Origin of the sequence: Sinorhizobium sp. BJ1, assembly GCF_002531555.1 — a bacterium.
GTDB lineage: Bacteria > Pseudomonadota > Alphaproteobacteria > Rhizobiales > Rhizobiaceae > Sinorhizobium > Sinorhizobium fredii_B.
The window spans coordinates 168,522-190,416 of record NZ_NWTH01000007.1 but is presented as its reverse complement, the minus strand read 5'-3'; the positions used below and the strand labels follow the sequence as shown (position 1 = coordinate 190,416).

Here is a 21,895-nt window from a genome sequence, read left to right as displayed (position 1 = left end):
GCGAAGCTTTGAGCTGCTATGAATCGTCAAAACGGCGGTGGGAGTGCCGCTGAGAGCGGTTCGCACCCGCTCTATGTTCGGATGGATCATGTTGATGTTCTGGGACGATTCGACCCACGATCATCGTGATCCAGGCAGAAATGCACAGGGAGGAAGAATATGGACGTCAAGACCCACCCGGTCCTGGAAGCGGCCAAGAACCGCACGCTCATCGACAACGAGACCTATCTGAAATGGTATAAAGAGAGCGTTGCCGATCCGGACAAGTTCTGGGGCGAGCACGGCAAGCGGATCGAATGGTTCGAGCCCTACTCCAAGGTCAAGAATACCTCCTTCGAGGGCGATGTTTCGATCAAATGGTTTGAGGACGGGCTGACCAACGTCTCCTATAATTGCATCGACCGTCACTTGAAGACGCATGGCGACAAGACCGCAATCATCTGGGAAGGGGACAACCCGTATCTCGATAAGAAGATCACCTATAATGAACTTTACGACAGGGTTTGCCGGCTTGCCAACGTCTTGAAGAAGCATGGCGTCAAGAAGGGTGATCGTGTCACCATCTACATGCCGATGATCCCGGAGGCGGCCTATGCGATGCTCGCCTGCGCTCGCGTCGGCGCGATCCACTCGGTCGTTTTCGGCGGCTTCTCGCCCGATGCGCTTGCCGGTCGCATCATCGACTGCGAATCCACCTTCGTGATCACTTGCGATGAAGGGGTGCGCGGCGGCAAGCCGGTGCCGCTCAAGGAAAACACCGACAAAGCGATCGACATCGCCGCCAGGCAGCATGTGAGGGTCGACAAGGTGCTGGTCGTACGCCGCACCGGCGGCAAGGTGGGCTGGGCATCGGGCCGCGATCTCTGGTACCACCAGGAGACCGCGACGGTCGAGCCGCATTGTCCGCCGGAGAAGATGAAAGCCGAAGATCCGCTGTTCATCCTCTACACTTCTGGTTCGACCGGCAAGCCGAAGGGCGTTCTGCACACGACCGGCGGCTATCTCGTCTACGCTTCGATGACACATCAGTATGTGTTCGACTACCACGACGGCGATATCTACTGGTGCACCGCCGATGTCGGCTGGGTGACGGGCCATTCCTATATCGTCTACGGACCCCTCGCCAACGCCGCGACGACGCTGATGTTCGAGGGCGTGCCGAACTTCCCGGATGCAGGCCGTTTCTGGGAAGTGGTCGACAAGCACAAGGTCAACATCTTCTACACGGCGCCGACCGCAATCCGCTCGCTGATGGGGGCGGGCGACGACTTCGTCAAGCGCTCGTCCCGTTCTTCGCTGCGTCTGCTCGGAACAGTCGGCGAGCCGATCAATCCGGAAGCCTGGGAGTGGTACTACCATGTCGTCGGTGAAGAGCGCTCGCCGATCGTCGACACCTGGTGGCAGACGGAGACCGGCGGCATCCTGATCACGCCCCTGCCAGGCGCGACCGATCTCAAGCCCGGCTCGGCGACGCGGCCCTTCTTCGGCGTCCAGCCGCAGATCGTCGACAATGAAGGCAAGGTGATCGACGGGCCGGCCGACGGCAATCTCTGCATCATAGACAGCTGGCCTGGTCAGATGCGCACGGTCTATGGCGACCACGAGCGCTTCATTCAGACCTATTTCTCGACATACAGGGGCAAGTACTTTACCGGCGACGGCTGCCGCCGCGACGAGGACGGATATTACTGGATCACCGGCCGCGTCGATGATGTCTTGAACGTTTCCGGCCACCGTCTCGGCACGGCGGAGGTCGAATCGGCACTCGTTTCGCACCACCTCGTTTCCGAAGCGGCGGTTGTCGGCTATCCGCACCCGATCAAGGGGCAGGGCATCTATTGCTACGTATCGCTGATGGCGGGTGAGGTTGGCAGCGACGAGCTTCGCCAGGAGCTCGTCAAGCACGTCCGCTCGGAGATCGGGCCGATCGCCACGCCGGACAAGATCCAGTTCGCACCCGGCCTGCCGAAGACGCGCTCCGGCAAGATCATGCGCCGGATTCTCCGCAAGATCGCCGAGGACGATTTCGGGTCGCTTGGCGACACGTCGACGCTCGCCGATCCGACGGTCGTCGACGACCTGATCGCCAACCGCCAGAACCGCGGCTGATGTGAGCTTGGGGGAATGGGCCGCGCAAGGCGCTTAGAAAGACCCCTCATCCGGCCCGCCGGCCACCTTCTCCCCGCAGGCGGGGAGAAGGGACGACGCAGCGGACGCGAATCGTGCAGTCCAGAGATCCTCGGCCAGCATCGATTCGCCGACGAAACGATGGTGCGCCATCCTGGCAAAGGCTTCTCAGAAGTCGATCGCCCGACCCTTGATCTCCCAGTCGCCAAAACGGGCCGGATCGAGACCGCCGCGTCCGCCGAATTCCGCCGGCGTCGCCGCCTGCTCCTCGGCGCGGCGTCTCTCCTCCGCCTCCTTGAGGGCGCGGAGCGCGGCCGGCGTCAGCGGCCGCTTCGGACGATCGGGTGAATTGTCATTGTCGTTCTGCATGTGACGGCTGGTTTTCCTGACGATATTGAAGAGCGGGACCTTTATCCCCATCATATAAGTGGCTTCCTTCGAAGCGGGAACCCTGATTCACGTGAAACGTTTGGAGTGAGATCAGAGGCCAAGCCGAGTCGGTGCTGCGCTTCGCCGCCGAACGGGAAGCCACTTGAGAATGCCAGGAGCTTGATTCATGAATCTCGTGCGCACCGCAATGTTGCTTGCCTTCATGACCGTCCTGTTCATGGCCGTAGGCTATGTCATCGGCGGCAGGGGCGGCATGATGATCGCCCTGGTCATGGCCGCCGGCATGAACTTCTTCTCCTATTGGAATTCCGACCGCCTGGTGCTGCGCATGTATCGGGCCCAGGAAGTCGACGAACGCAGTGCCCCGGAATATTACGGAATCGTCCGCGACCTGGCGCAGAATGCCGGCCTGCCGATGCCGCGCGTCTACGTCATCGACAGTCCGCAGCCGAACGCATTCGCGACGGGCCGCAATCCTCAGAATGCGGCGGTCGCCGCCTCTACCGGTCTGCTGCAGTCGCTCTCCTATGAGGAAGTGGCCGGCGTCATGGCGCATGAGCTCGCTCATATTCAGTATCGTGACACCCTGACGATGACGCTGACCGCGACGCTCGCCGGCGCCATTTCGATGCTCGGCAATTTCGCCTTTTTCTTCGGCGGCAACCGTGAAAACAACAATCCGCTCGGCTTCATCGGCGTTCTGATCGCGATGATCGTCGCTCCGCTCGCGGCCATGCTGGTGCAAATGGCGATCAGCCGCACCCGTGAATATTCCGCCGACCGGCGCGGCGCGGAGATCTGCGGCAATCCGCTCTCCCTCGCCTCGGCGCTCCGCAAGATCGCCGGCGCGGCCCATGCGATTCCGAACTATGATGCCGAGCGCAATCCGGCGACGGCGCACATGTTCATCATCAATCCGCTCTCGGGCGAGCGCATGGACAACCTCTTTTCGACCCATCCGAATACCGAAAACCGCGTTGCCGCGCTCGAGCGGATGGCTGGCGAGATGTCGGCGGGCTCGACGCCAGGGGTTCGCCCTGATAATGCGGTGCGCAAATCGCGCTCTGTCCCGAGAACCGGCTGGGGTCGCGGTGGTTCCGAACCGCCGAAAGGCCCCTGGTCCTGATGTCCGAAAAAACGAAGAACGATTCAGATCCGAAACGAGTGCGCAGAAACAAGCCTTCCCAGTCGGCTGGGCAACGCTCTGGCGCGGCCGGCGTCGAGGCCAAGCCCGGGCTGAGGAGCCGCCAGACCGCCGCCAAGATCCTGGCGGCGGTGATCGACCGCAGGACGTCGCTCGACGGCATGCTCGACCAGGAGCACGGCAATCCCGCCTATCGCGAACTCAATGATGCGGATCGCGCGCTGGTGCGCGCCATCCTCAATTCGGCGCTCCGCCACCTGCCGCGAATCCGCGCCGCGATCGATTCGCTGCTGCAGACGCCGCTGCCCGAGGGCGCACGGGCGTTGGAGCACGTGCTGACGGTTGCCGCCGCACAGATCCTCTATCTCGACATTCCGGATCATTCCGCCGTCGACCTTGCGGTCGAGCAGGCGCAGTCGGATCCGCGCAATCGCCGCTTTGCCAGTCTCGTCAACGCCGTTCTCAGGCGGCTTTCGCGCGAGAAGGAGACGATCCTCGAGAAGGTGCGGTCGGTGCCCGCCATTCCGGTCTGGTTCCATGACCGGCTCGTCGCCCATTACGGCCGCGCCCAGGCGGAAGGCATTTCGGAAGCGCAGCTCGTTCCCGCCGCGATCGACCTCACGGTGAAGTCCGACCCAGCCTTGTGGGCCGAACGCCTCGGCGGCACGGTCCTGCCGACCGGCTCCGTTCGGCTCGGTGATTTTTCCGGTGCGATCCCGTCCTTGCCGGGCTTTGCGGAAGGGGCCTGGTGGGTGCAGGACGCCGCCGCCTCTATACCAGCGCGCCTTTTTGGCGATCTTTCCGGCAAAACGGTGGTCGATCTCTGCGCGGCGCCGGGCGGCAAGACGGCCCAGCTTATTCTTGCCGGGGCGAATGTGACGGCGCTGGACCAGTCCTCCAGCCGGCTGCGGCGGCTCAAGGGCAATCTTGAGCGGCTCGGCCTCGAGGCCCGGACGAAAGAGACCGACATGGCGGACTTCCGTCCGGATGAGCTCTTCGACGCCGCGCTGCTCGATGCCCCCTGCTCTTCGACAGGCACGACGCGGCGTCACCCGGATGTGCTGTGGACGAAGGGACCGGAAGACGTCGAAAAGCTTGCCCAGCTTCAGGAGCGGCTGCTGCGCCATGCGCTGAGCGTCGTCAAGCCGGGTGGCATCGTGGTCTTCTCCAACTGTTCGCTGGACCCGCGAGAAGGGGAAGACGTCGTAGCGCGTGTCCTTGACGAGGGACTTTGCGAGCGCGTTCCGATTGCCGCGTCCGACTGGCCCGGGTTCGAAGCGGCGATCACGGCTGTTGGCGAGTTCCGCACGACGCCGGCGATGCTGCCGCTTGCCGCGCCCTTTTCCAGCGGGCTTGACGGTTTCTATGCGGCGGTGCTTCGCCGCGCCGAGGGCTAGAGCCTCGTCAACAGGCTGTCTCGCCGCGACAATTGACGCTTTCGGACCGCCCGCCTATCAATGGTGGCCAGATTGATAGAAATTTAATCATCCTTCCGGCACGGTTCCGGCCATGAAAGCGATTCTGCTCAAGCGCTTTGAAGGTCCCGTTGCGGCAATCAACAAACCTGCAGGCGCCGATGCTGTTTACCGGTAAACGAAGGCTGCTTTACCTGTATCTGCGCGAAGGTTGGCGCCGATTTGCGCGCCGGCTTTCGCTCGGCCGCCTGTCGGCGCTGCGTTTTTCCGGATCGACGCCGGACCGGCTCATCGTCGCGCCCACGGATCTCAGAGCCATCGATCCTTTTGTGGCGGAGGAAATTCTTCAGGGCCGCTACCCGCTGGCCGGCCGCGTGCTCGACACAGAGGGTGAATCGCCCTTCGAGATCGACCTGCCGTCGCACGAATTTGCCAATCGGCTCCACGCCTTCGACTGGCTGCGCCACATGCGTGCGGTCCGCGATGAAGCCGGCTTCATTAGGCTGCGTCAGATCTTCGACGACTGGATGGGCACGCATGGTCGCACTATCGGCGGCATTGCCTGGGACGCCGATGTGATCGCGCAGCGCGTCATCGTCTGGCTGTCGCATTCGCCGGTGGTGTTACGCAATGCCGAGCACGGTTTCTATCGCCGCTTCCTGAAAAGCCTCGCCTTTCAAATCCGCTATCTCCGCCACATCGCCGAAACCGTCCCGGACGGGGAGGCGCGGCTCAGGGTTCGCATAGCGTTGGCGATGGCTTCCGTGTCGATGCCCGTCTCTTCTTCGGCACTGCGCAGGGCCGCGCGCAGTCTGGATCTCGAGCTCGACCGGCAGATCCTGCCCGACGGCGGTCATTTCTCGCGCAACCCGCGCGCCGGTCTCGAACTGCTGCTCGACCTGCTGCCGCTCAGGCAGACCTATGTCAATCTCGGTCACGACGTGCCGTCGCGGCTGATTTCCGGCATCGACCGGATGTACCCGGCCTTGCGCTTCTTTCGGCACCAGAGCGGGGAGCTGGCGCTCTTCAACGGCGCCAGCTCGGTGCCGGCACACGAGCTTGCATCGGTGCTGCGTTACGACGAAACGGCGGGCGAGCCGTTCCGGTCGCTTCCGCATATCAGTTTCGAGCGGCTGGCGCTCGGCGAGACCGTCGCGATCGTCGACACGGGCCGTCCGCTGTCGGTCGATCTGTCGCGCAGCGCCCATGCCGGCTGCCTCTCCTTCGAGATGTCTTCGGGGCGAAACCGTCTCATCATCAATTCCGGCGCGCCGAAGTTTGCCGGCGAACGATTCCGGCAAATGGCCCGCGCCACTGCCGCGCACTCGACGGTGACGGTGAACGACACCTCCTCCTCACGCTTTTCGCAATCGCACTTTCTCGGTCCGCTCATGGTCAGCGGCGTGTCGCGGGTCGAATCGGAGCGAAGCGACGAGCCCGGCCGCATCGAATCCGTCAGGGCGAGTCATAATGGTTATCTCGGCGCCTTCGGGCTCATCCACGAGCGCGATATCGGTCTTCTGAACGGCGGCCGGCTGATCCGCGGACGTGATCGGCTCGCCCGCGAAGACGGAAGCGATCCGGAGCCGTCCGATGCCGCTATCGCCGTCGCCCGCTTTCACATTCATCCGGCAATCGGGCTGCGCCAGAGCAGCGTGGGCGAGATCTATCTGAGTGCGCCGGACGGCGAGGCCTGGCTTTTTGCCTGCCGGGACGGAGACCTGGCGATCGAGGAAGACGTCTTCTTTGCCGACCCCTCCGGCGTCCGCGCTTCTTCGCAGATCACGGTCACCTTCGCGGTCGGGACGCAGCCGGAAATCCAGTGGACGCTGACCCGCGAGGGTTAGACGGGGGCACAAAGGACCTATTTTCCCCGCCTGCGGCTGCAACGGTTCCTTCCGTCGGCAAGCTGTGCTAACGGGCAGCCATCCCAATCGCCGGCACCCTCTTTCCAAGCGTCCGGCGCTGCCAAAGGAGCATGGTTGATGGCTGTCGCCTCCAAGAAAATTCCGGCACCGGACGAAGTCCGGATCCAAACCGCCCTTCTCTCCGTGTCCGACAAGGCGGGCATCGTCGAGCTCGCCCGCGCTCTCGACGCGAAGGGGATTCGGCTGGTCTCGACCGGCGGCACACACAAGGCGCTGGCGGCGGCCGGGCTTCCCGTCAGTGACGTTTCCGAATTGACCAAGTTTCCCGAAGTCATGGACGGCCGCGTCAAGACCCTCCATCCCGGCGTGCATGGCGGCCTGCTCGCCATTCGCGACGATTCGGACCACAAAGCGGCGATGGACGAGCACGGCATTACTGCCATCGATCTCGCCGTCATCAACCTTTATCCGTTCGAGGAGGTCCGCGCCCAGGGCGGCGACTATCCGACGACGGTCGAGAATATCGACATCGGCGGACCGGCGATGATCCGCGCATCGGCCAAGAATCACGCCTATGTGACGATCGTTACCGATCCGGCCGATTATTCCGGGCTGCTGGACGAAATCGCCAACGGCACGACGCGCTACGCCTTCCGCCAGAAAATGGCGGCCAAGGCCTATGCCCGCACCGCGGCCTACGATGCGGCGATCTCCAACTGGTTCGCCGAGGCGCTCGATACGCCCATGCCGCGCCATCGGGTGATCGGCGGCGTGCTCAAGGAGGAGATGCGCTACGGCGAGAACCCGCATCAGAAGGCGGCCTTCTACGTGACCGGCGAGCAGCGGCCGGGGGTCGCGACCGCGGCGCTGCTGCAGGGCAAGCAGCTTTCCTACAACAACATCAACGATACGGACGCAGCCTTCGAACTGGTAGCCGAGTTCCTGCCGGAGAAGGCGCCGGCCTGTGCGATCATCAAGCACGCCAACCCCTGCGGCGTCGCCACCGCGCCGTCGCTCGCCGAAGCTTATCGCCGCGCGCTCGCCTGCGATTCCACCTCGGCCTTCGGCGGTATCATCGCCCTCAACCAGCCGCTCGATGCGGAGACGGCCGAAGAGATCGTCAAGCTGTTCACCGAAGTCATCATCGCGCCGTCGGTCAGCGACGAGGCCAAAGCGATCATCGCCCGCAAGCCGAACCTCCGGCTGCTGGCGGCCGGCGGCCTGCCGGATCCGCGTACGCCGGGGCTGACCGCCAAGACCGTCGCCGGCGGCCTGCTCGTCCAGACCCGTGACAACGGCATGGTCGAGGATCTGAAACTCAAGGTGGTCACCAAACGCGCGCCGACGGCGCAGGAGCTCGAGGACATGAAGTTCGCCTTCAAGGTGGCGAAGCACGTCAAGTCGAACGCCGTCGTCTATGCGAAGGACGGCCAGACGGCCGGCATCGGCGCCGGTCAGATGAGCCGCGTCGATTCAGCCCGCATTGCCGCTATCAAAGCCGAGGAAGCGGCCAAGGCGCTTGGCCTTGCTGCGCCGCTGACACGCGGTTCGGCGGTCGCCTCGGAAGCCTTCCTGCCCTTCGCCGACGGTCTCCTGTCGGCGATCGCCGCCGGCGCCACCGCCGTCATCCAGCCGGGCGGCTCGATGCGCGACGAAGAGGTTATCGCCGCAGCCAACGAGCACAATGTCGCCATGGTCTTTACCGGCATGCGGCATTTCCGCCACTGAGCGAGGGTTTTGCGGTGATCTGCGTCTGCTCCTTCGTCATCCTCGGGCTTGACCCGAGGATCCAGACGCAAGCTTCACCGGGACGCGGAGCAGATTTCAACGAGCGGCGCCTTTTGCCGGCTCGTGAGTGGATCTCGGATCAAGCCCGAGGATGACGACTGAGACGGATGCGGGCGGAAACCGCTGACCTTGTCGCTCTTCAGCTTTCACAAGGCAAACTCCGCCGCGCCGCGGGTTCTTTATGCCGGCCGATGGGCCGGGTAGGGCGTGCGCAGCAGGATAACGAGCCCGACGGCCAGAAAGGCGACCAGCGCCATCATGCCGATCCGGGCCGAACCGGTCATCACCGTGATGGTGGCCACCGAGGCGGGCGCCAGGAACGAGGTGGCGCGGCCGGACAGCGCGTAGAGCCCGAAATAGCGCCCGGCCTCGTCGGCCGCGACGCTGCGGGCGAGATAGGACCGCGAGGAGGCCTGGACCGGGCCGAAGGCGATGCCGACCAGGAGGCCGTAGAGAATGTAGGCCTTCTCGGCGGCCGTGCCGAAAAGTCCGCCCGAATCCACGCTCGGCAGGGGGATAAGTCCGAACAGGGTGAAGCCGGGACCCGTCGAAACGATGCCGAGTGTCGCGATCGTCAGGCAGACGAGACTGGCGACCACGATGGCTTTCGAGCCGAGCCGCGTGTCGAGCCGGCTCGCATAGAGGCAGCCGCCGATCGCGACGACGTTCAGGATGATGCCGTAGAGGCCGAGTTCCATCGTCTGCCAGCCGAACATGCCGGCGGCGAAGGTGCCGCCGAGCGCCAGCAAGCCATTGACGCCATCCTGGAAGATCATGCGGGCGATCAGGAAGCGGAAGATCCCCGTCCTCTCCTTGAGCTCGCCGAGCGTGCCTCTGAGTTCCGTCAGACCCCGCTCCGTCGCCTCCCTGAGGGATGTCGTCGCCTTGCCCGCATCGGGGGTGAAAAGGAACATCGGCAGAATGAAGACTAGGTACCAGAGCGCCGAGATCGGGCCGGTGATGCGCGCGTCTTCGCCCTTGGCCGGATCGAGCCCGAAGAGCGGATCCAGCCCCAGCGCCGTCTTGCCGGTAGCCGGATTCCCGGCAAGCAGGGCGACGACGCCGATCAGCACGATCATGCCGCCGAGATAGCCCATTCCCCAGGCGATGTTGGAGATACGTCCCACGTCCTTCTCGCCGACGAGACGCGGCATCATCGAGTCGTTGAAGACGATCGAAAACTCGGCCGCGACCGTTGCCAGCGCCAGGAAGATCGCGGGGTAGATCAGTGGTGAATCCGGCACCGCGAACCACAGCATGGCGAGCGCGAAGATCTGGATGATCGCGAAGAAGCCGATCCACGGCTTGCGCGGTCCGGTCGCATCGGCAACGGCGCCGAGCACCGGTGAAAGCACCGCGATGACGATGCCGGAAACCGTGAGCGTGTAGCCCCAGATCGCCTGCCCGGCGTCGGGATCTGCCGTTAGCCGGGAAACGAAATAAGGTGCGAAGATGAAGGTGGTGATGACGGTGAAGAACGGTTGCGCGGCCCAGTCGAACAGCATCCAGCCGGCAATGCCGAGTCGCGTGGCTTTCGGCTGTTCCGCCGTTCGTCCGGCCGTCAACTCCAAGGTTCCCCTCCCGGACTACAGCGCCGTGCGTCTTTTCAGACGCACAAAGGACGCTGTAGCACTTTGAATTGCTGCATGTCTCAGTCCTTAAATCGTCTACGCTTTAAGGAAACATGCAGTAGGGCACCCCGCGCTGTTTAACGGGCGCGAGTGCCAATGCATTGATTTCGCTTAACCGGGAACGGAATCAGTCCTCCAGGCCAGCGGCCCGGAGGGACTGTGTCATTTCGCCCTGCCGCGCGCAAGATCGCTGAGGAGACCTGCGGCGACGGTGATCTTGGCAAGCGTCGTCTCGCCCTTTTCGGTCAGGAGCTTCAACTGGTCGCCAGCGCGCGATACGCGCTCACGGTCCTGTTCCTGCCAGGCGAGTACCGGATTGCGGTCTCGCTTCTGTTCGACGAGCGCGGCGACGGTGATATCGCGGCGGGCGGTGGCTATGTCGGCAACGGCCCGTGTCAGCGCCATCGCCTCGAACTGTTCGGTGGCGGGCACGCGATCGGCGGCTGCCAGCAGGCGGTTGACCCGGAGCGTTTCGGTCACGGCGAAATAGCCTTGCGCCGTGCGATTGAGAGGCTCGCCGGTTACCGTGGCGATCTGCATGATCTCGGGGACCAGGGTCATCATCGACAGTTCGGCGATCTCTTCGGCAAGCTTTGCCGGGATGCCGCTCTCGATGAATCCGGCAGACTTCAGGCGCGCCTCCTCGGCACTCTCGCTCGAAATCGCCGCGCGCATCGTGCCGCGCAGCTTCTGCAGCCCATCGCGCAGCCGCGCAACGGCGTCGGCAACGGCCCCCTCGGACGCCCGCGTCCGCAAGGCCCTCTCGGCGACGACCGCAAAGATACGCCCGACTTCCTGGTAGAGCCGGTTCTGGACCGCGCCGCTGATCCTGTTGTCGAGCGCATCGATCTCGCCATAGATCCGCGGCAGGTCGAAACCATCCAGCGCCAGCACCGCTGCCTTTACGACATCGGCGGAAAGGAAGCCGGTCGCGTCCGTGAGTGTCGAGACGAAGGCGGGGCCGCCGCGGTTGATGGTTTCGTTGGCGAGCACCGTCGCAATGATTTCGCGGCGCAGGCGATGGCCGTGAATATCCCCGGCATAGGTCTTGCGCATCTTTGCCGGAAAGTAGCGTTCGAGCGTCGCGGTGAAATAGGGGTCATCCGGCAGTTCGCTCTGGATCAGCTCCTCGAACAATACCAGCTTCGCATAGGAGAGCAGCACGCCAATCTCCGGGCGCGTCAGCGGTTTGCCCCCCTGGTAGCGCTCGGCCATGGCTATTTCCGTCGGCAGCGTCTCCACCTTGCGGTTGAGATGCCCGTCGGTCTCGAGCCGCGCCATCAGCCGTGCCAGCGGCGTGCGGTTGCCGAGGCCCAGCATTTCCGTGAGCGAGATTGCCAGCGATTGCTGATAGTTGTTGCGCAGCACGAGATGGCCGACTTCGTCCGTCATAGCCGCCAGAAGCGTGTTGCGCTTGGGTCGGGTCAGACGTCCGTCGCGCATCGCCGAGGCGAGGGCGATCTTGATGTTGACCTCCACGTCGGAGGAATTGACGCCGGCCGAATTGTCGATCGCATCGGAATTGCAGCGCCCGCCGGCAAGCGAGAAGCCGATGCGACCCCTCTGGGTGACGCCGAGATTGGCGCCCTCGCCGATCACCCGGGCGCGCAGCTCTTCCGCCGTGACGCGGATCGGGTCGTTGGCACGATCGCCGACTTCGGCATCCGTCTCGTTGCTGCCGCGCACATAGGTGCCGATGCCGCCGAACCACAGAAGGTCGACCTGGCTCTTCAGGATGGCGTTCATGATCTCGAACGGCGTCGCCTTCGGCTTGTCGATGCCGATCGCCGCCATCGCCTCGGGCGTCAGCGTCACCAGCTTTTCCGCGCGCGAGATGATCATCGCACCGGGCGAAAGCGTCTTGCGGTCATAGTCCTGCCAGCTCGAGCGCGGCAGCGCGAACATGCGCTTACGTTCGGCGAAGGAGAGATCGATATCCGGATTCGGGTCGATGATAATGTCGCGGTGGTCGAAGGCGGCGATCAGCCGGATCTTCTCCGAAAGCAGCATGCCGTTGCCGAAGACGTCGCCCGACATGTCGCCGACGCCGGCGACGGTGAAGGGCGTCGTCTGGATGTCGATGTCCATCTCGCGGAAATGCCGCTTGACCGCCTCCCAGGCGCCGCGCGCCGTGATGCCCATCTTCTTGTGGTCGTAGCCGGCCGAGCCGCCGGAGGCGAAGGCGTCGTCGAGCCAGAAACCGGCCTCCTGCGCCAGCCCGTTCGCCGTGTCCGAGAAGGTTGCGGTACCCTTGTCGGCGGCCACGACGAAATAAGGGTCGTCGCCGTCGAGGCGAAGCGTGTCTTGAGGCGGTACGACTTCCTGGCCGACGATGTTGTCCGTCACCGACAGGAGCGTGCGGATATAGGTCTTGTAGGCCTCGGTGCCGGCCCTGAAGATCTCGTCGCGGCTGCCGCCTAGGGGAAGCTGCTTCGGATAGAAGCCACCCTTGGCGCCGACCGGCACGATGACCGCGTTCTTGACCTGCTGCGCCTTGACGAGGCCGAGCACCTCGGTGCGATAGTCCTGGGCCCGGTCGGACCAGCGAAGCCCGCCGCGCGCCACCTTGCCGAACCGCAGATGCACGCCTTCGACTTCGGTGCCGTACACGAAGATCTCGCGGAACGGCCGCGGTTCCGGCAGGCCTTCGAGCGTCTTCGGATCGAGTTTGAAGGCGAGCACCGGACGCGGTCTGCCCTCCGCATCCTTTTGGAAATAATTTGTCCGGAGCGTCGACTGGATGACGTTGACGTAACGGCGCAGGATCCGGTCCTCGTCAAGGCTCGGTACGGCGGATAGCGCCTCCTCGATCGCCGCGAGCAGGGCGCTGGTTTTCTTCGCGCGCGACTTCGCGTCAATCTTCGGATCGAGCCGCGTCGAGAACAGGCGGACGATATCGGCGGCGATGGCCGGATATTTGTTCAGCGTATCGGCGATATAGCCCTGCGAATAGGTAATCCCGGCCTGGCGCAGGTAGCGTGAATAGGCGCGCAGCACAGTTACTTCGCGGGCGGTGAGCCCCGCCAGCATGACCAGCCGGTTGAAGTTGTCGTCCTCGATCGTGCCGTTCCAGGCGGCGAGGAAGGCTTCCTCCAGGGCAGCACCCGTCTTGGCGAGATGGACCGTGTGGCCGTCGCGGTGAATGAGCTCCATGTCGTGCAGCACTACTTCACGCAGTTCCTGCCCATGGGTGCGCACACCGATGTCGTGGGTCTGCTCGCTGATGACGCGGAAACCGAGATTTTCGAGGAGCGGCACGCGGCGGGAGAGCGACACCGGGGTGTCTGCGTGGAAGATCTTCAGTTCCAGCGCGTCCGGGCTTTCCCGGTCCCGATGATAGAAGGAGATGCGAATCGGATCGTCCGCCCTACAGGCGGCTATGGCGGAGAGGTCGGCATAGGCCTCGGCCGGCGTGAAGGCGGCCTGATAGGCCTCTCCGACCGCAAGCTCGATGCCGTCCTTGCGGGCAAGCAGGTTGAAGCGGTCGATCCAGCGGGTGACGATGGCGCGGACCGCTTCCTCGAGCTTGGCCTGCGGGACGCGTGGTGTCTTGCCGCCCGGGCGTCCGATGATGAAGTGCACGCGGGCCAAACCGCTTTCCGGGAAGGCGGGATAGTAGGCGGAGACGCGGCCGTCATAGACGGTCTTCAGGTAATCGCCGATCTTTTCGCGAACGTCCGAATCATATTGCTCGCGTGGCACGAAGACGATGACTGAAACGAAGCGGTCGAAGTGGTCGATACGCGGCAGCACGCGAACGCGCGGCCGGTCGGCGAGCTCGTTGATCTGCTCGCAGAAGGCGGCGAGCACGCCGACGTCGATTTGGAAGAGATCGTCGCGCGGATAGGCTTCGAGCGTATTCGCCAGCATCTTGCCCGAGTGGCTTTGCGGGTCGTAGCCGAAGTGATCGACGATCTTCTCGATCTTGTGCCGCAACAGCGGGATTTCCGCCGCCTGCCGGGTGTAGGCCGTCGAGGTGAAGAGGCCGACGATACGGAGTTCCCCGACGACGTTTCCGGTGGCGTCGAAGCGCTTGACGCCGATATAATCCATGTAGGCCCGGCGGTGCACGACGGACTTCACATTGGCCTTGGTGACGATCAGAAAGTCGGGACCTTCCAGGAAGGCGAGGATCTCGGGCGTCGTCAACACCGCATCTTTGCCCTGGCGCAGAACGCGGACATCCGGATTGGAAAGGATGCCGAGGCCCCGGCCCTTGCCGCGCTCGACGCTCGCCTTCTCGCCCTTGCCGGAATAGGTGTATTCGCGCATTCCGAGGAAGGTGAAATTGTTGTCCCTTAGCCAGCGAAGAAAGGCGAGCGCCTCGTCGCGGTCGCTCTTCTTGCGCGAAGCGTTGTAATCCTCCAGTTCGCGCATGGCCTGATCGAGCAAGGCGGTCATCGCCGGCCAGTCGTGGACGGCCTGGTGGACCTGCTCCAGCACATCGGTGATACGCTTGCTCAGCGACCGCTCCTCGAGCGGCGTCAGCTTGCTCAGATGGATCTGGATATGGCTGACGCGGTGCGCCGGATCGCTTTCCTCGTCCGGATCGAACAGTTTCGTGGACTGGCCGGGTTTCACGACCAGAATGGGATGGATCGCCAGGTGAATGTCGCGGTGGGTGCTCGTCACCTCCCCCATGACCGAGTCATAAAGAAAGGGCATGTTGCGTTCGGTGACGGCGATGATCGAGACTTCGGTTCCTCCCGGCGCTACGCCCGGCACCGTCTCGACCGAAACCTGCGGCTTGCCGCCATCCCAGCGGGCCAGCTCCCGGCGGGCATGGGCGGCGGTCAGCGCCAGCATGTCCGGCGAATAGAGGTCGAGGTCGTCGTTGCTTGCTCCCCCGAAGAGGATCTCCGGCGGCAGAGTCTCGGTTCCGATCTTGGTCACAGCCGCACGGGCCGCATCAATGTGACGATCCCGTTTCGGATTATGCTTCACGCCCATGAAAATCGCTCCCCCAAAAAGATAGTCGACCCTATCAGAACCGTGGTCAATGGCGACTTGTTTTATGATGGATTTGGGCAAAATCGAGCCTGTTTTTGGAGAAATTCACGTAGAATCGACCTAATCCATTTAAATCGGGGGTGTTTTCGCGAAAATTTCTCGAAAAACGACGAAAACGGACAAAAACACCGCAGGTCTCCGTAGTCGTCCTAAGTGACCGGCTGTTGACAGCGCCGCAACAGTCGGGCGATCACACTTCGAATCGAAGGATGGTCTTGCCCGATGTCCGAAATGCCCGCCGCGCCCGGTGCCGTCATTGTCATATCCAGCCATGTGGTTCGCGGCACGGTCGGCAATCGCGCCGCCGTGTTCGCCCTGGAGACGCTCGGGCATCGGGTGTGGGCGCTGCCGACCGTCATTCTGCCCTGGCATCCGGGCCATGGCCGCTCGACCCGGGTGGTGATGCCCGACGCGGACTTCCAGTCCATCATCGACGATCTTGCCAATGCTCCGTGGGCCGGCGAGGTGCGCGCCGTACTCTCCGGTTACCTGGGCTCGCCCGCCCAGGCCGAAGGCGTTGCCCGGCTGGTGACAGCGCTCAATGAACGCAATCCGGACCTTTTCTACGCCTGCGACCCGGTGATCGGCGATGCGAACGGCCTTTACGTGCCGATCGAAGTCGCTGCCGCCATCCGCGATCGGCTGTTGCCGCTTGCGACGCTGGCGACGCCCAACCGGTTCGAGCTCGCCTGGCTCGCGGGTGCCGCGCTTGAAACCAACGCGACGATCCTCGACGCAGCCCTCGGTCTCGGGCCGTCCCGGGTGCTGGTGACGTCGGCGATCCCGATGATGAGCGGCGGCACCGGCAATCTCTATCTTTCCGGACGGCATGCGCTGCTTGCCGAACATCGGCTGATCGACGATCCGCCGAACGGCACCGGAGACCTCCTTGCGGCCGTCTTTCTTGCGCGGCTTCTTCAGGGGCTTTCCGAGGAGCGTGCGTTGCAGATGGCGACCGCCAGCGTGTTCGAGATCATCGCGCGCAGCCGCAAGCGCGGCGCCGACGAACTGACGCTCGAGCAGGATGCTTCGAGCCTGGCGACGCCGATGGCGATGGTGCAGATGCGCCGGCTGATGCATCCGAGCCAGGTGAAGAAATAGGGACGGATATAAAAGAAATGGCTCATAAGCGCTCTTCGCCCTTCCAGGCGCGCGATGGTCGCTGTAACACTTCGACGCCCATGGTTCCCAGGGAGCCATGCGACAGTGAATGACGTTGGATGACGCGGGGTTACCGATGGATATGCAGGGCTTTCCGGAACATCTTCTGACCGGCTACCGCAACTTCATGAGCGGTCGTTTCAGCGAACAGCAGCAACGCTACAAGACGCTTGCGGAGAGCGGCCAGAAGCCAAGGTCAATGGTTATCGCCTGTTGCGATTCGCGCGCCGCACCGGAAACGATCTTCGACAGCGGTCCGGGAGAACTCTTCGTCGTTCGCAACGTCGCCAACATGATGCCGCCCTACGAGCCGGATGGGCACTATCATTCCACATCCGCGGCACTCGAATTCGCGGTCCAGTCGTTGCGCGTCAGCGACATCGTCGTCATGGGTCACGGACGCTGCGGCGGCATCAAGGCGGCGCTCGACCCGGATGCGGAACCGCTCTCCCCCGGTGATTTCATCGGCCGCTGGATGAACCTGCTGAAGCCGGCCGCCGAACAGATCCAGAGCAATGAGTTCATGACTCAGTCGGAACGCCAGCGCGCGCTCGAGCGCGTGTCGATCCGCAACTCGATCGCCAATCTCAGAACATTTCCCTGCGTGCAGATCCTCGAATCAAAGGGAAAGCTGCGTCTGCATGGCGCCTGGTTCGACATCTCGACCGGCGAGCTTTGGGTGATGGACGCGAAGACCGGCGATTTTACCCGGCCTGGGACGTAGGATACAGAAAGGCCCGCTCCTTTCGAAGCGAGCCTTTATTCCAATCAGTGTGCCTGATCAGTCGCCGTCGATCTCGGCGCCGATGATTGCGATCGCCTGCTGGTAGACGCTTGCGGCGTTCCAGCCCTGGATCGCCGCGTAGTTCACCTGGCCCGGCTGGTAGCCGCCGCCCGGCTGCCAGCCGTGGCCGCGCAGGAAGTTCGCGGTCGAGGCAAGCGCGTCGGCGCGTGAGCGGACCATGTCGACATGCCCGTTGCCGTCGCCGTCGACACCGTATTTCAGGACGTTCATCGGCAGGAACTGGGTTTGGCCGATTTCGCCATGGGCAGCGCCGCGGGCGGCCGGGTTCAGATCGCCGCGCTGGACGAGCTGGAGCGCGGCATAGAGCTGGTCGGTGAAGTAGGCGGAGCGGCGGCAATCATAGGCAAGCGTCGAGACGGCTGAGAGTGTGTGCTCCTTGCCCATGAACGAGCCGAAGCCGGTCTCCATGCCCCAGATCGCGATCAGCGGACCCGCCGGCACGCCGTAGCGCTGCTCGATGCTGTCGAAAAGCCTGGCGTTCTGGGCGCGCATCTTCCTGCCGCGCGATATGATCGTCTGGCCGCCGCGCTTCTTCATGAACTGGTCGAACGAGAGCTTGAAGCTCTTCTGTCCACGATCGGCGCGGATCGTCGCCCGGCTATAGGAAACGTTGGCAAGTGCCGAGTCGAGCACCGATGGGCTGATACCGTTGCCGGCCGCCTCGCGCTTGAACTCCGCGACCCAGGCCGAAAAGCCACCGCCGTCGTTGCCGCATTGCGCCGCCGAGGCGGCTGCGGGAAGAACTGCACTTATCATGAGGGCTGCGAGCCCTGCCGCTGCGCGCTTTGCCATCTTCATGGAATACCCCGTCATTGCCCGAATCTGTTGCCTTAGAAAAGAGCCGCTCGCACTGCTGGCCCCGCGTTGCTCTTGTGACGCGTCATGGTTTCACGTGAATCCGTCGCGCCGAACTCAATGCGAAACCCCGCAAGGTCAAGGTGCCGAGCGGGGTTCCGATTGCACTTGATTGTCGCCTCTCAGGCGGCCTGCTTGCGCGGCTTGATCAGGCCGCGATTGACGAGCAGTTCGGCGATCTGAATGGCGTTCAGCGCCGCACCCTTGCGCAGGTTATCGGAAACGACCCATATGTTGAGGCCGTTTTCGACGGTCGCGTCCTCGCGGATGCGCGAAATATAGGTCGCGTCTTCGCCGGCGCATTCGTAAGGCGTCACATAGCCGCCGTTCTCATGCTTGTCGACGACCAGGCAACCCGGCGCCTCGCGCAGGATCTCGCGCGCCTCGTCGGCGGTGATCTCGTTCTCGAACTCGATATTGACCGATTCCGAATGGCCGATGAACACCGGCACGCGGACGGCCGTGCAGGTCACCTTGATCTTCGGATCGAGCATCTTCTTGGTTTCGGCGAGAACCTTCCACTCTTCCTTGGTGTAGCCGTCTTCCATGAAGACGTCGATATGCGGAATGACGTTGAAGGCGATTCGCTTGGTGAACTTCTTGCTCTCGATCGGATCGGCGACGAACACGGCGCGCGTCTGGTTAAAGAGCTCGTCCATGCCATCCTTGCCGGCACCGGAAACCGACTGATACGTGGAAACGACGACGCGCTTGATCTTCGCGTGGTCGTGCAGCGGCTTCAGCGCGACGACGAGCTGCGCGGTCGAGCAATTCGGGTTGGCGATGATGTTCTTCCTGGTGAACTGGGAAACCGCATCCGCGTTCACTTCCGGCACGATCAGCGGCACGTCGGCGTCGTAGCGCCAGGCTGAGGAATTGTCGATGACGACGCAGCCCTGCTGACCGATCTTCGGCGAGTACTTCAAGGAAACCGCGCCGCCGGCCGACATCAGGCAAATGTCGGTGTCGGAGAAATCATAGGTTTCGAGGTTGGAGACTTTCAGCGTCTTGTCGCCGTAGGAGACCTCGGTGCCGATGGAGCGCGAGGAGGCGAGCGCCACAACCTCATCCGCAGGAAATCCCCGTTCGGACAGGATGTTCAGCATCTCCCGGCCGACATTGCCGGTGGCGCCTGCGACTGCAATCTTGAAACCCATGATCTAAGCTCTCTTTCTGTCTCTCCTCATCTGGTGGAGGCGGCGCCGCGCGGATTGTCCGCGAGGTTCCTGTCCCCGGCCGTACCGGGGAGAGAGCGGAGGGCCAGAGACGTCAGACGGTTTTCGTCGTCGTTTTGGCCGTTGTTTTGCGATTGAGCGAGAAAAGGCGAGCCTCTCCGGTATAGACCGGCAAGTTCAGCGCAGCGATGGACGAACCGTTCGGTCGCATCTCAAGTTTCCTCGTTCGCCGCTGCTCTTACCGGCTTTTCCACAAGAGTCAAGCCGGAGGCGGTTGTCCGCCTTGAATTGCTTGGCGGGATGCGGGCGCTCAAATCCACGCCGCGCCCGATCGCCGCATTAGACGAAAGTCATAGAACGAAAGCATCCCTGCCTCGGGCAAGGCTTTTCTGACATCCTCTCAATCAGGCGCACCACGTTTCGCAGCTTCGGGGAGGAAGCGGAACGATCCAATGGGCGCTCCAATATGCCTTTTGAAGTGGAGGATCATCAAAATGGCAAATGTCGCAACAGCGGACGGCGTTAAAAAAGCCGGACCCATGACCGCCGAGGAAAAGAAGGTCATCTTCGCCTCGTCGCTCGGTACCGTCTTCGAATGGTACGATTTCTACCTTTACGGGTCGCTTGCCCTTTATATCGGAGCGACGTTCTTCAGCCAGTATCCGGAGACGACGCGCAACATCTTCGCGCTGCTTGCCTTCGCCGCCGGCTTCCTGGTGCGCCCCTTCGGCGCGCTGGTCTTCGGCCGTCTCGGCGATCTCGTCGGCCGCAAATATACGTTCCTCGTGACGATCCTGATCATGGGTCTGTCGACCTTCCTCGTCGGCGTCCTGCCCGGCGCCGCCTCGATCGGCATTGCCGCACCGATCATCCTGATCGTGCTGCGCCTGCTGCAGGGCCTTGCGCTTGGTGGTGAATACGGCGGTGCCGCGACCTACGTCGCGGAGCATGCTCCGCACGGCCGCCGCGGCTACTTCACCTCGTGGATCCAGACGACGGCGACGCTCGGGCTGTTCCTGTCGCTGGTGGTGATCCTGTTCGTGCAGTTCATGGTCGGCAAGGAGGCCTTCGCCGCATGGGGTTGGCGCATACCCTTCCTGCTCTCCTGCGTGCTTCTCGGCGTATCCGTCTGGATCCGGCTGAAGATGAACGAATCGCCCGCTTTCAAGAAGATGAAGGAAGAGGGCAAGGGTTCGAAGGCGCCGCTGACGGAGGCCTTCGGCCAATGGCGGAATGCCAAGATTGCCCTCCTGGCCCTTTTCGGCGCCGTCGTCGGCCAGGCTGTCGTCTGGTATTCCGGCCAGTTCTACGCGCTGTTCTTTCTGCAGAACATCCTTAAAGTCGACTCCCAGTCGGCGAACCTGATGGTCGCTGCCTCGCTCTTGCTTGGCACCGGCTTCTTTGTCTTCTTCGGCTGGCTCTCCGACAAGATCGGCCGCAAGCCGATCATCATGGCTGGTCTGCTTCTGGCGATGCTGACTTATTTCCCGCTGTTCAAGGCAATGACCTGGGCGGGCAACCCGGCGCTGGCCGAGGCGCAGCAGAGCATTCGTGCGACGGTCACCGCCGCTCCGGGCGACTGCAACTTCCAGTTCAACCCGACTGGCGTCCAGAAGTTCACGACTTCCTGCGATATCGCTACGGACTTCCTGACCAAAAACTCCGTTCCCTATGACGTCGTGACCACGGCTGCGGCGGGGATCCCGGCAACGGTGAAGATCGGCGAAACGACGATCAGCGGCTATGATGCCACGGTTGCCGGCGACCAGGCCAAGGCGCAGGACGCTGCCTTCAAGAAGCAGGTCAACATGACGCTCCAGGCCGCCGGCTATCCGCTGGTTCGCGGTGCTGCCAAGGTTCCGGAATCCAAGGTTGATGCTTTCGTTACCGGGAACCCGGAGCTGGCCCTCGACGCCACCGCCATCCGCGGCGGGGAAAAGACCATGGTTCCGGCCGACAAGCTCATTGCCGACAAGCTCCTGACCAAGGAAGAAGTCGGCAGCGCCACAGAAATGGCCGTCTATTCGATCGACAAGGGCGGCGCGTTCACGATGGTGGCAGACCCGGCCCGGGTCAATTGGACGGTGATCATCGCGGTTCTGACCGTCCTCGTCATCTATGTGACGATGGTCTACGGCCCGATCGCCGCGCTGCTCGTCGAGCTCTTCCCGACCCGCATCCGCTACACCGGCATGTCGCTGCCCTATCATATCGGCAACGGCTGGTTTGGCGGCCTGCTTCCGGCAACAGCCTTCGCGATGAGCGCCGCAAAGGGCGATATCTACTACGGCCTCTGGTACCCGATCGTCTTCGCCGGCCTGACGCTGGTGATCGGTCTGCTGTTCCTGCCCGAAACCAAGGACCGCGACATCCATCAGATGGATTGAGCGGGCACCAGTCGAAACGCGGGATGCGGGCGCAAAACCGCAACCGCTCAAACAGCTCTCCTGACTCCGGCGCGGCTTCCGCGCCGGCTTTTTATTTGAGCTCCGGGGCGCGGCCTCCGCGCCGGCTTTTTATTTGAGC

Annotated in this window: 13 protein-coding genes; 8 read left to right on the top strand and 5 right to left on the bottom strand. The window is 63.2% G+C overall.

The features are described 5' to 3' along the window. Nucleotides 1–159 precede the first annotated feature (159 nt). Nucleotides 160–2,109: an acetate--CoA ligase gene (gene acs, locus CO676_RS12805; protein ID WP_097521332.1), complete on the top strand. Its 1,950-nt coding sequence runs from the start codon at nt 160–162 to the stop codon at nt 2,107–2,109. Between the two features lie 186 nt (nt 2,110–2,295). Here acs and CO676_RS12800 read toward each other — a convergent pair whose 3' ends face one another. Continuing rightward, a complete protein-coding gene (locus CO676_RS12800) occupies nt 2,296–2,550 on the bottom strand; it encodes a DUF1674 domain-containing protein (protein WP_179875477.1) in 255 nt (84 codons plus the stop codon). 133 nt (nt 2,551–2,683) lie between these two features. Here CO676_RS12800 and htpX point away from each other — a divergent pair, with 133 nt between their 5' ends. The 4 genes from htpX (at nt 2,684) to purH (ending at nt 8,672) form a co-directional block, all read left to right on the top strand. Next, the gene (htpX, locus tag CO676_RS12795; protein ID WP_014766456.1) at nt 2,684–3,643 is read left to right on the top strand and encodes a zinc metalloprotease HtpX; all 960 of its coding nucleotides are present in this window, start codon (nt 2,684–2,686) and stop codon (nt 3,641–3,643) included. After that, entirely contained in the window at nt 3,643–5,058 is a 1,416-nt protein-coding gene (locus CO676_RS12790; RefSeq protein WP_014766455.1) for an RsmB/NOP family class I SAM-dependent RNA methyltransferase, read from the top strand. Before htpX ends, CO676_RS12790 begins: the two co-directional genes overlap by 1 nt. 179 nt (nt 5,059–5,237) lie before the next feature. After that, a complete protein-coding gene (locus tag CO676_RS12785) occupies nt 5,238–6,923 on the top strand; it encodes a heparinase II/III family protein (RefSeq protein WP_014766454.1) in 1,686 nt (561 codons plus the stop codon). Between the two features lie 138 nt (nt 6,924–7,061). After that, complete coding sequence (gene purH / locus CO676_RS12780; protein WP_014766453.1) at nt 7,062–8,672, top strand: bifunctional phosphoribosylaminoimidazolecarboxamide formyltransferase/IMP cyclohydrolase; 1,611 nt, start codon at nt 7,062–7,064, stop codon at nt 8,670–8,672. A 239-nt stretch (nt 8,673–8,911) separates the two neighbouring features. On the opposite strand, the gene CO676_RS12775 is transcribed toward purH, so the two are convergent. Together CO676_RS12775 and CO676_RS12770 are read right to left on the bottom strand one after the other, a co-directional pair. Next, on the bottom strand, nt 8,912–10,303 hold the full coding sequence (locus tag CO676_RS12775; RefSeq protein WP_097521331.1) for an MFS transporter: 1,392 nt from the start codon (nt 10,301–10,303) through the stop codon (nt 8,912–8,914). 222 nt (nt 10,304–10,525) lie between these two features. Then, the gene (locus tag CO676_RS12770; protein ID WP_097521330.1) at nt 10,526–15,313 is read right to left on the bottom strand and encodes an NAD-glutamate dehydrogenase; all 4,788 of its coding nucleotides are present in this window, start codon (nt 15,311–15,313) and stop codon (nt 10,526–10,528) included. Nucleotides 15,314–15,595: 282 nt separating this feature from the next. Between CO676_RS12770 and pdxY the strand changes: the two genes are divergently transcribed. Further along, on the top strand, nt 15,596–16,474 hold the full coding sequence (gene pdxY, locus CO676_RS12765) for a pyridoxal kinase PdxY (protein WP_014766449.1): 879 nt from the start codon (nt 15,596–15,598) through the stop codon (nt 16,472–16,474). A 136-nt stretch (nt 16,475–16,610) separates the two neighbouring features. Next, nucleotides 16,611–17,258: a carbonic anhydrase gene (locus CO676_RS12760; protein ID WP_014766448.1), complete on the top strand. Its 648-nt coding sequence runs from the start codon at nt 16,611–16,613 to the stop codon at nt 17,256–17,258. A 57-nt stretch (nt 17,259–17,315) separates the two neighbouring features. Here CO676_RS12760 and CO676_RS12755 read toward each other — a convergent pair whose 3' ends face one another. Both CO676_RS12755 and CO676_RS12750 read right to left on the bottom strand, forming a co-directional pair. Continuing rightward, nucleotides 17,316–18,137 (bottom strand): lytic transglycosylase domain-containing protein, encoded by an 822-nt coding sequence (locus CO676_RS12755; protein ID WP_041414794.1) that lies wholly within the window; start codon nt 18,135–18,137, stop codon nt 17,316–17,318. 179 nt (nt 18,138–18,316) lie between these two features. Then, nucleotides 18,317–19,351: an aspartate-semialdehyde dehydrogenase gene (locus CO676_RS12750; RefSeq protein ID WP_014766446.1), complete on the bottom strand. Its 1,035-nt coding sequence runs from the start codon at nt 19,349–19,351 to the stop codon at nt 18,317–18,319. A gap of 512 nt (nt 19,352–19,863) precedes the next feature. Between CO676_RS12750 and CO676_RS12740 the strand changes: the two genes are divergently transcribed. Next, entirely contained in the window at nt 19,864–21,756 is a 1,893-nt protein-coding gene (locus CO676_RS12740) for an MFS transporter (protein ID WP_097521329.1), read from the top strand. The last annotated feature ends 139 nt before the right edge of the window (nt 21,757–21,895 follow it).

Coding starts and splice junctions, on each gene's coding strand:
- htpX (WP_014766456.1), top strand. CDS start 2,684: ATGAATCTCGTGCGCACCGCAATGTTGCTTGCCTTCATGACCGTCCTG.
- CO676_RS12800 (WP_179875477.1), bottom strand. CDS start 2,550: ATGATGGGGATAAAGGTCCCGCTCTTCAATATCGTCAGGAAAACCAGC.
- CO676_RS12770 (WP_097521330.1), bottom strand. CDS start 15,313: ATGGGCGTGAAGCATAATCCGAAACGGGATCGTCACATTGATGCGGCC.
- pdxY (WP_014766449.1), top strand. CDS start 15,596: ATGTCCGAAATGCCCGCCGCGCCCGGTGCCGTCATTGTCATATCCAGC.
- CO676_RS12755 (WP_041414794.1), bottom strand. CDS start 18,137: ATGAAGATGGCAAAGCGCGCAGCGGCAGGGCTCGCAGCCCTCATGATA.
- CO676_RS12760 (WP_014766448.1), top strand. CDS start 16,611: ATGGATATGCAGGGCTTTCCGGAACATCTTCTGACCGGCTACCGCAAC.
- purH (WP_014766453.1), top strand. CDS start 7,062: ATGGCTGTCGCCTCCAAGAAAATTCCGGCACCGGACGAAGTCCGGATC.
- CO676_RS12785 (WP_014766454.1), top strand. CDS start 5,238: ATGCTGTTTACCGGTAAACGAAGGCTGCTTTACCTGTATCTGCGCGAA.
- CO676_RS12750 (WP_014766446.1), bottom strand. CDS start 19,351: ATGGGTTTCAAGATTGCAGTCGCAGGCGCCACCGGCAATGTCGGCCGG.
- CO676_RS12790 (WP_014766455.1), top strand. CDS start 3,643: ATGTCCGAAAAAACGAAGAACGATTCAGATCCGAAACGAGTGCGCAGA.
- CO676_RS12740 (WP_097521329.1), top strand. CDS start 19,864: ATGGCAAATGTCGCAACAGCGGACGGCGTTAAAAAAGCCGGACCCATG.
- acs (WP_097521332.1), top strand. CDS start 160: ATGGACGTCAAGACCCACCCGGTCCTGGAAGCGGCCAAGAACCGCACG.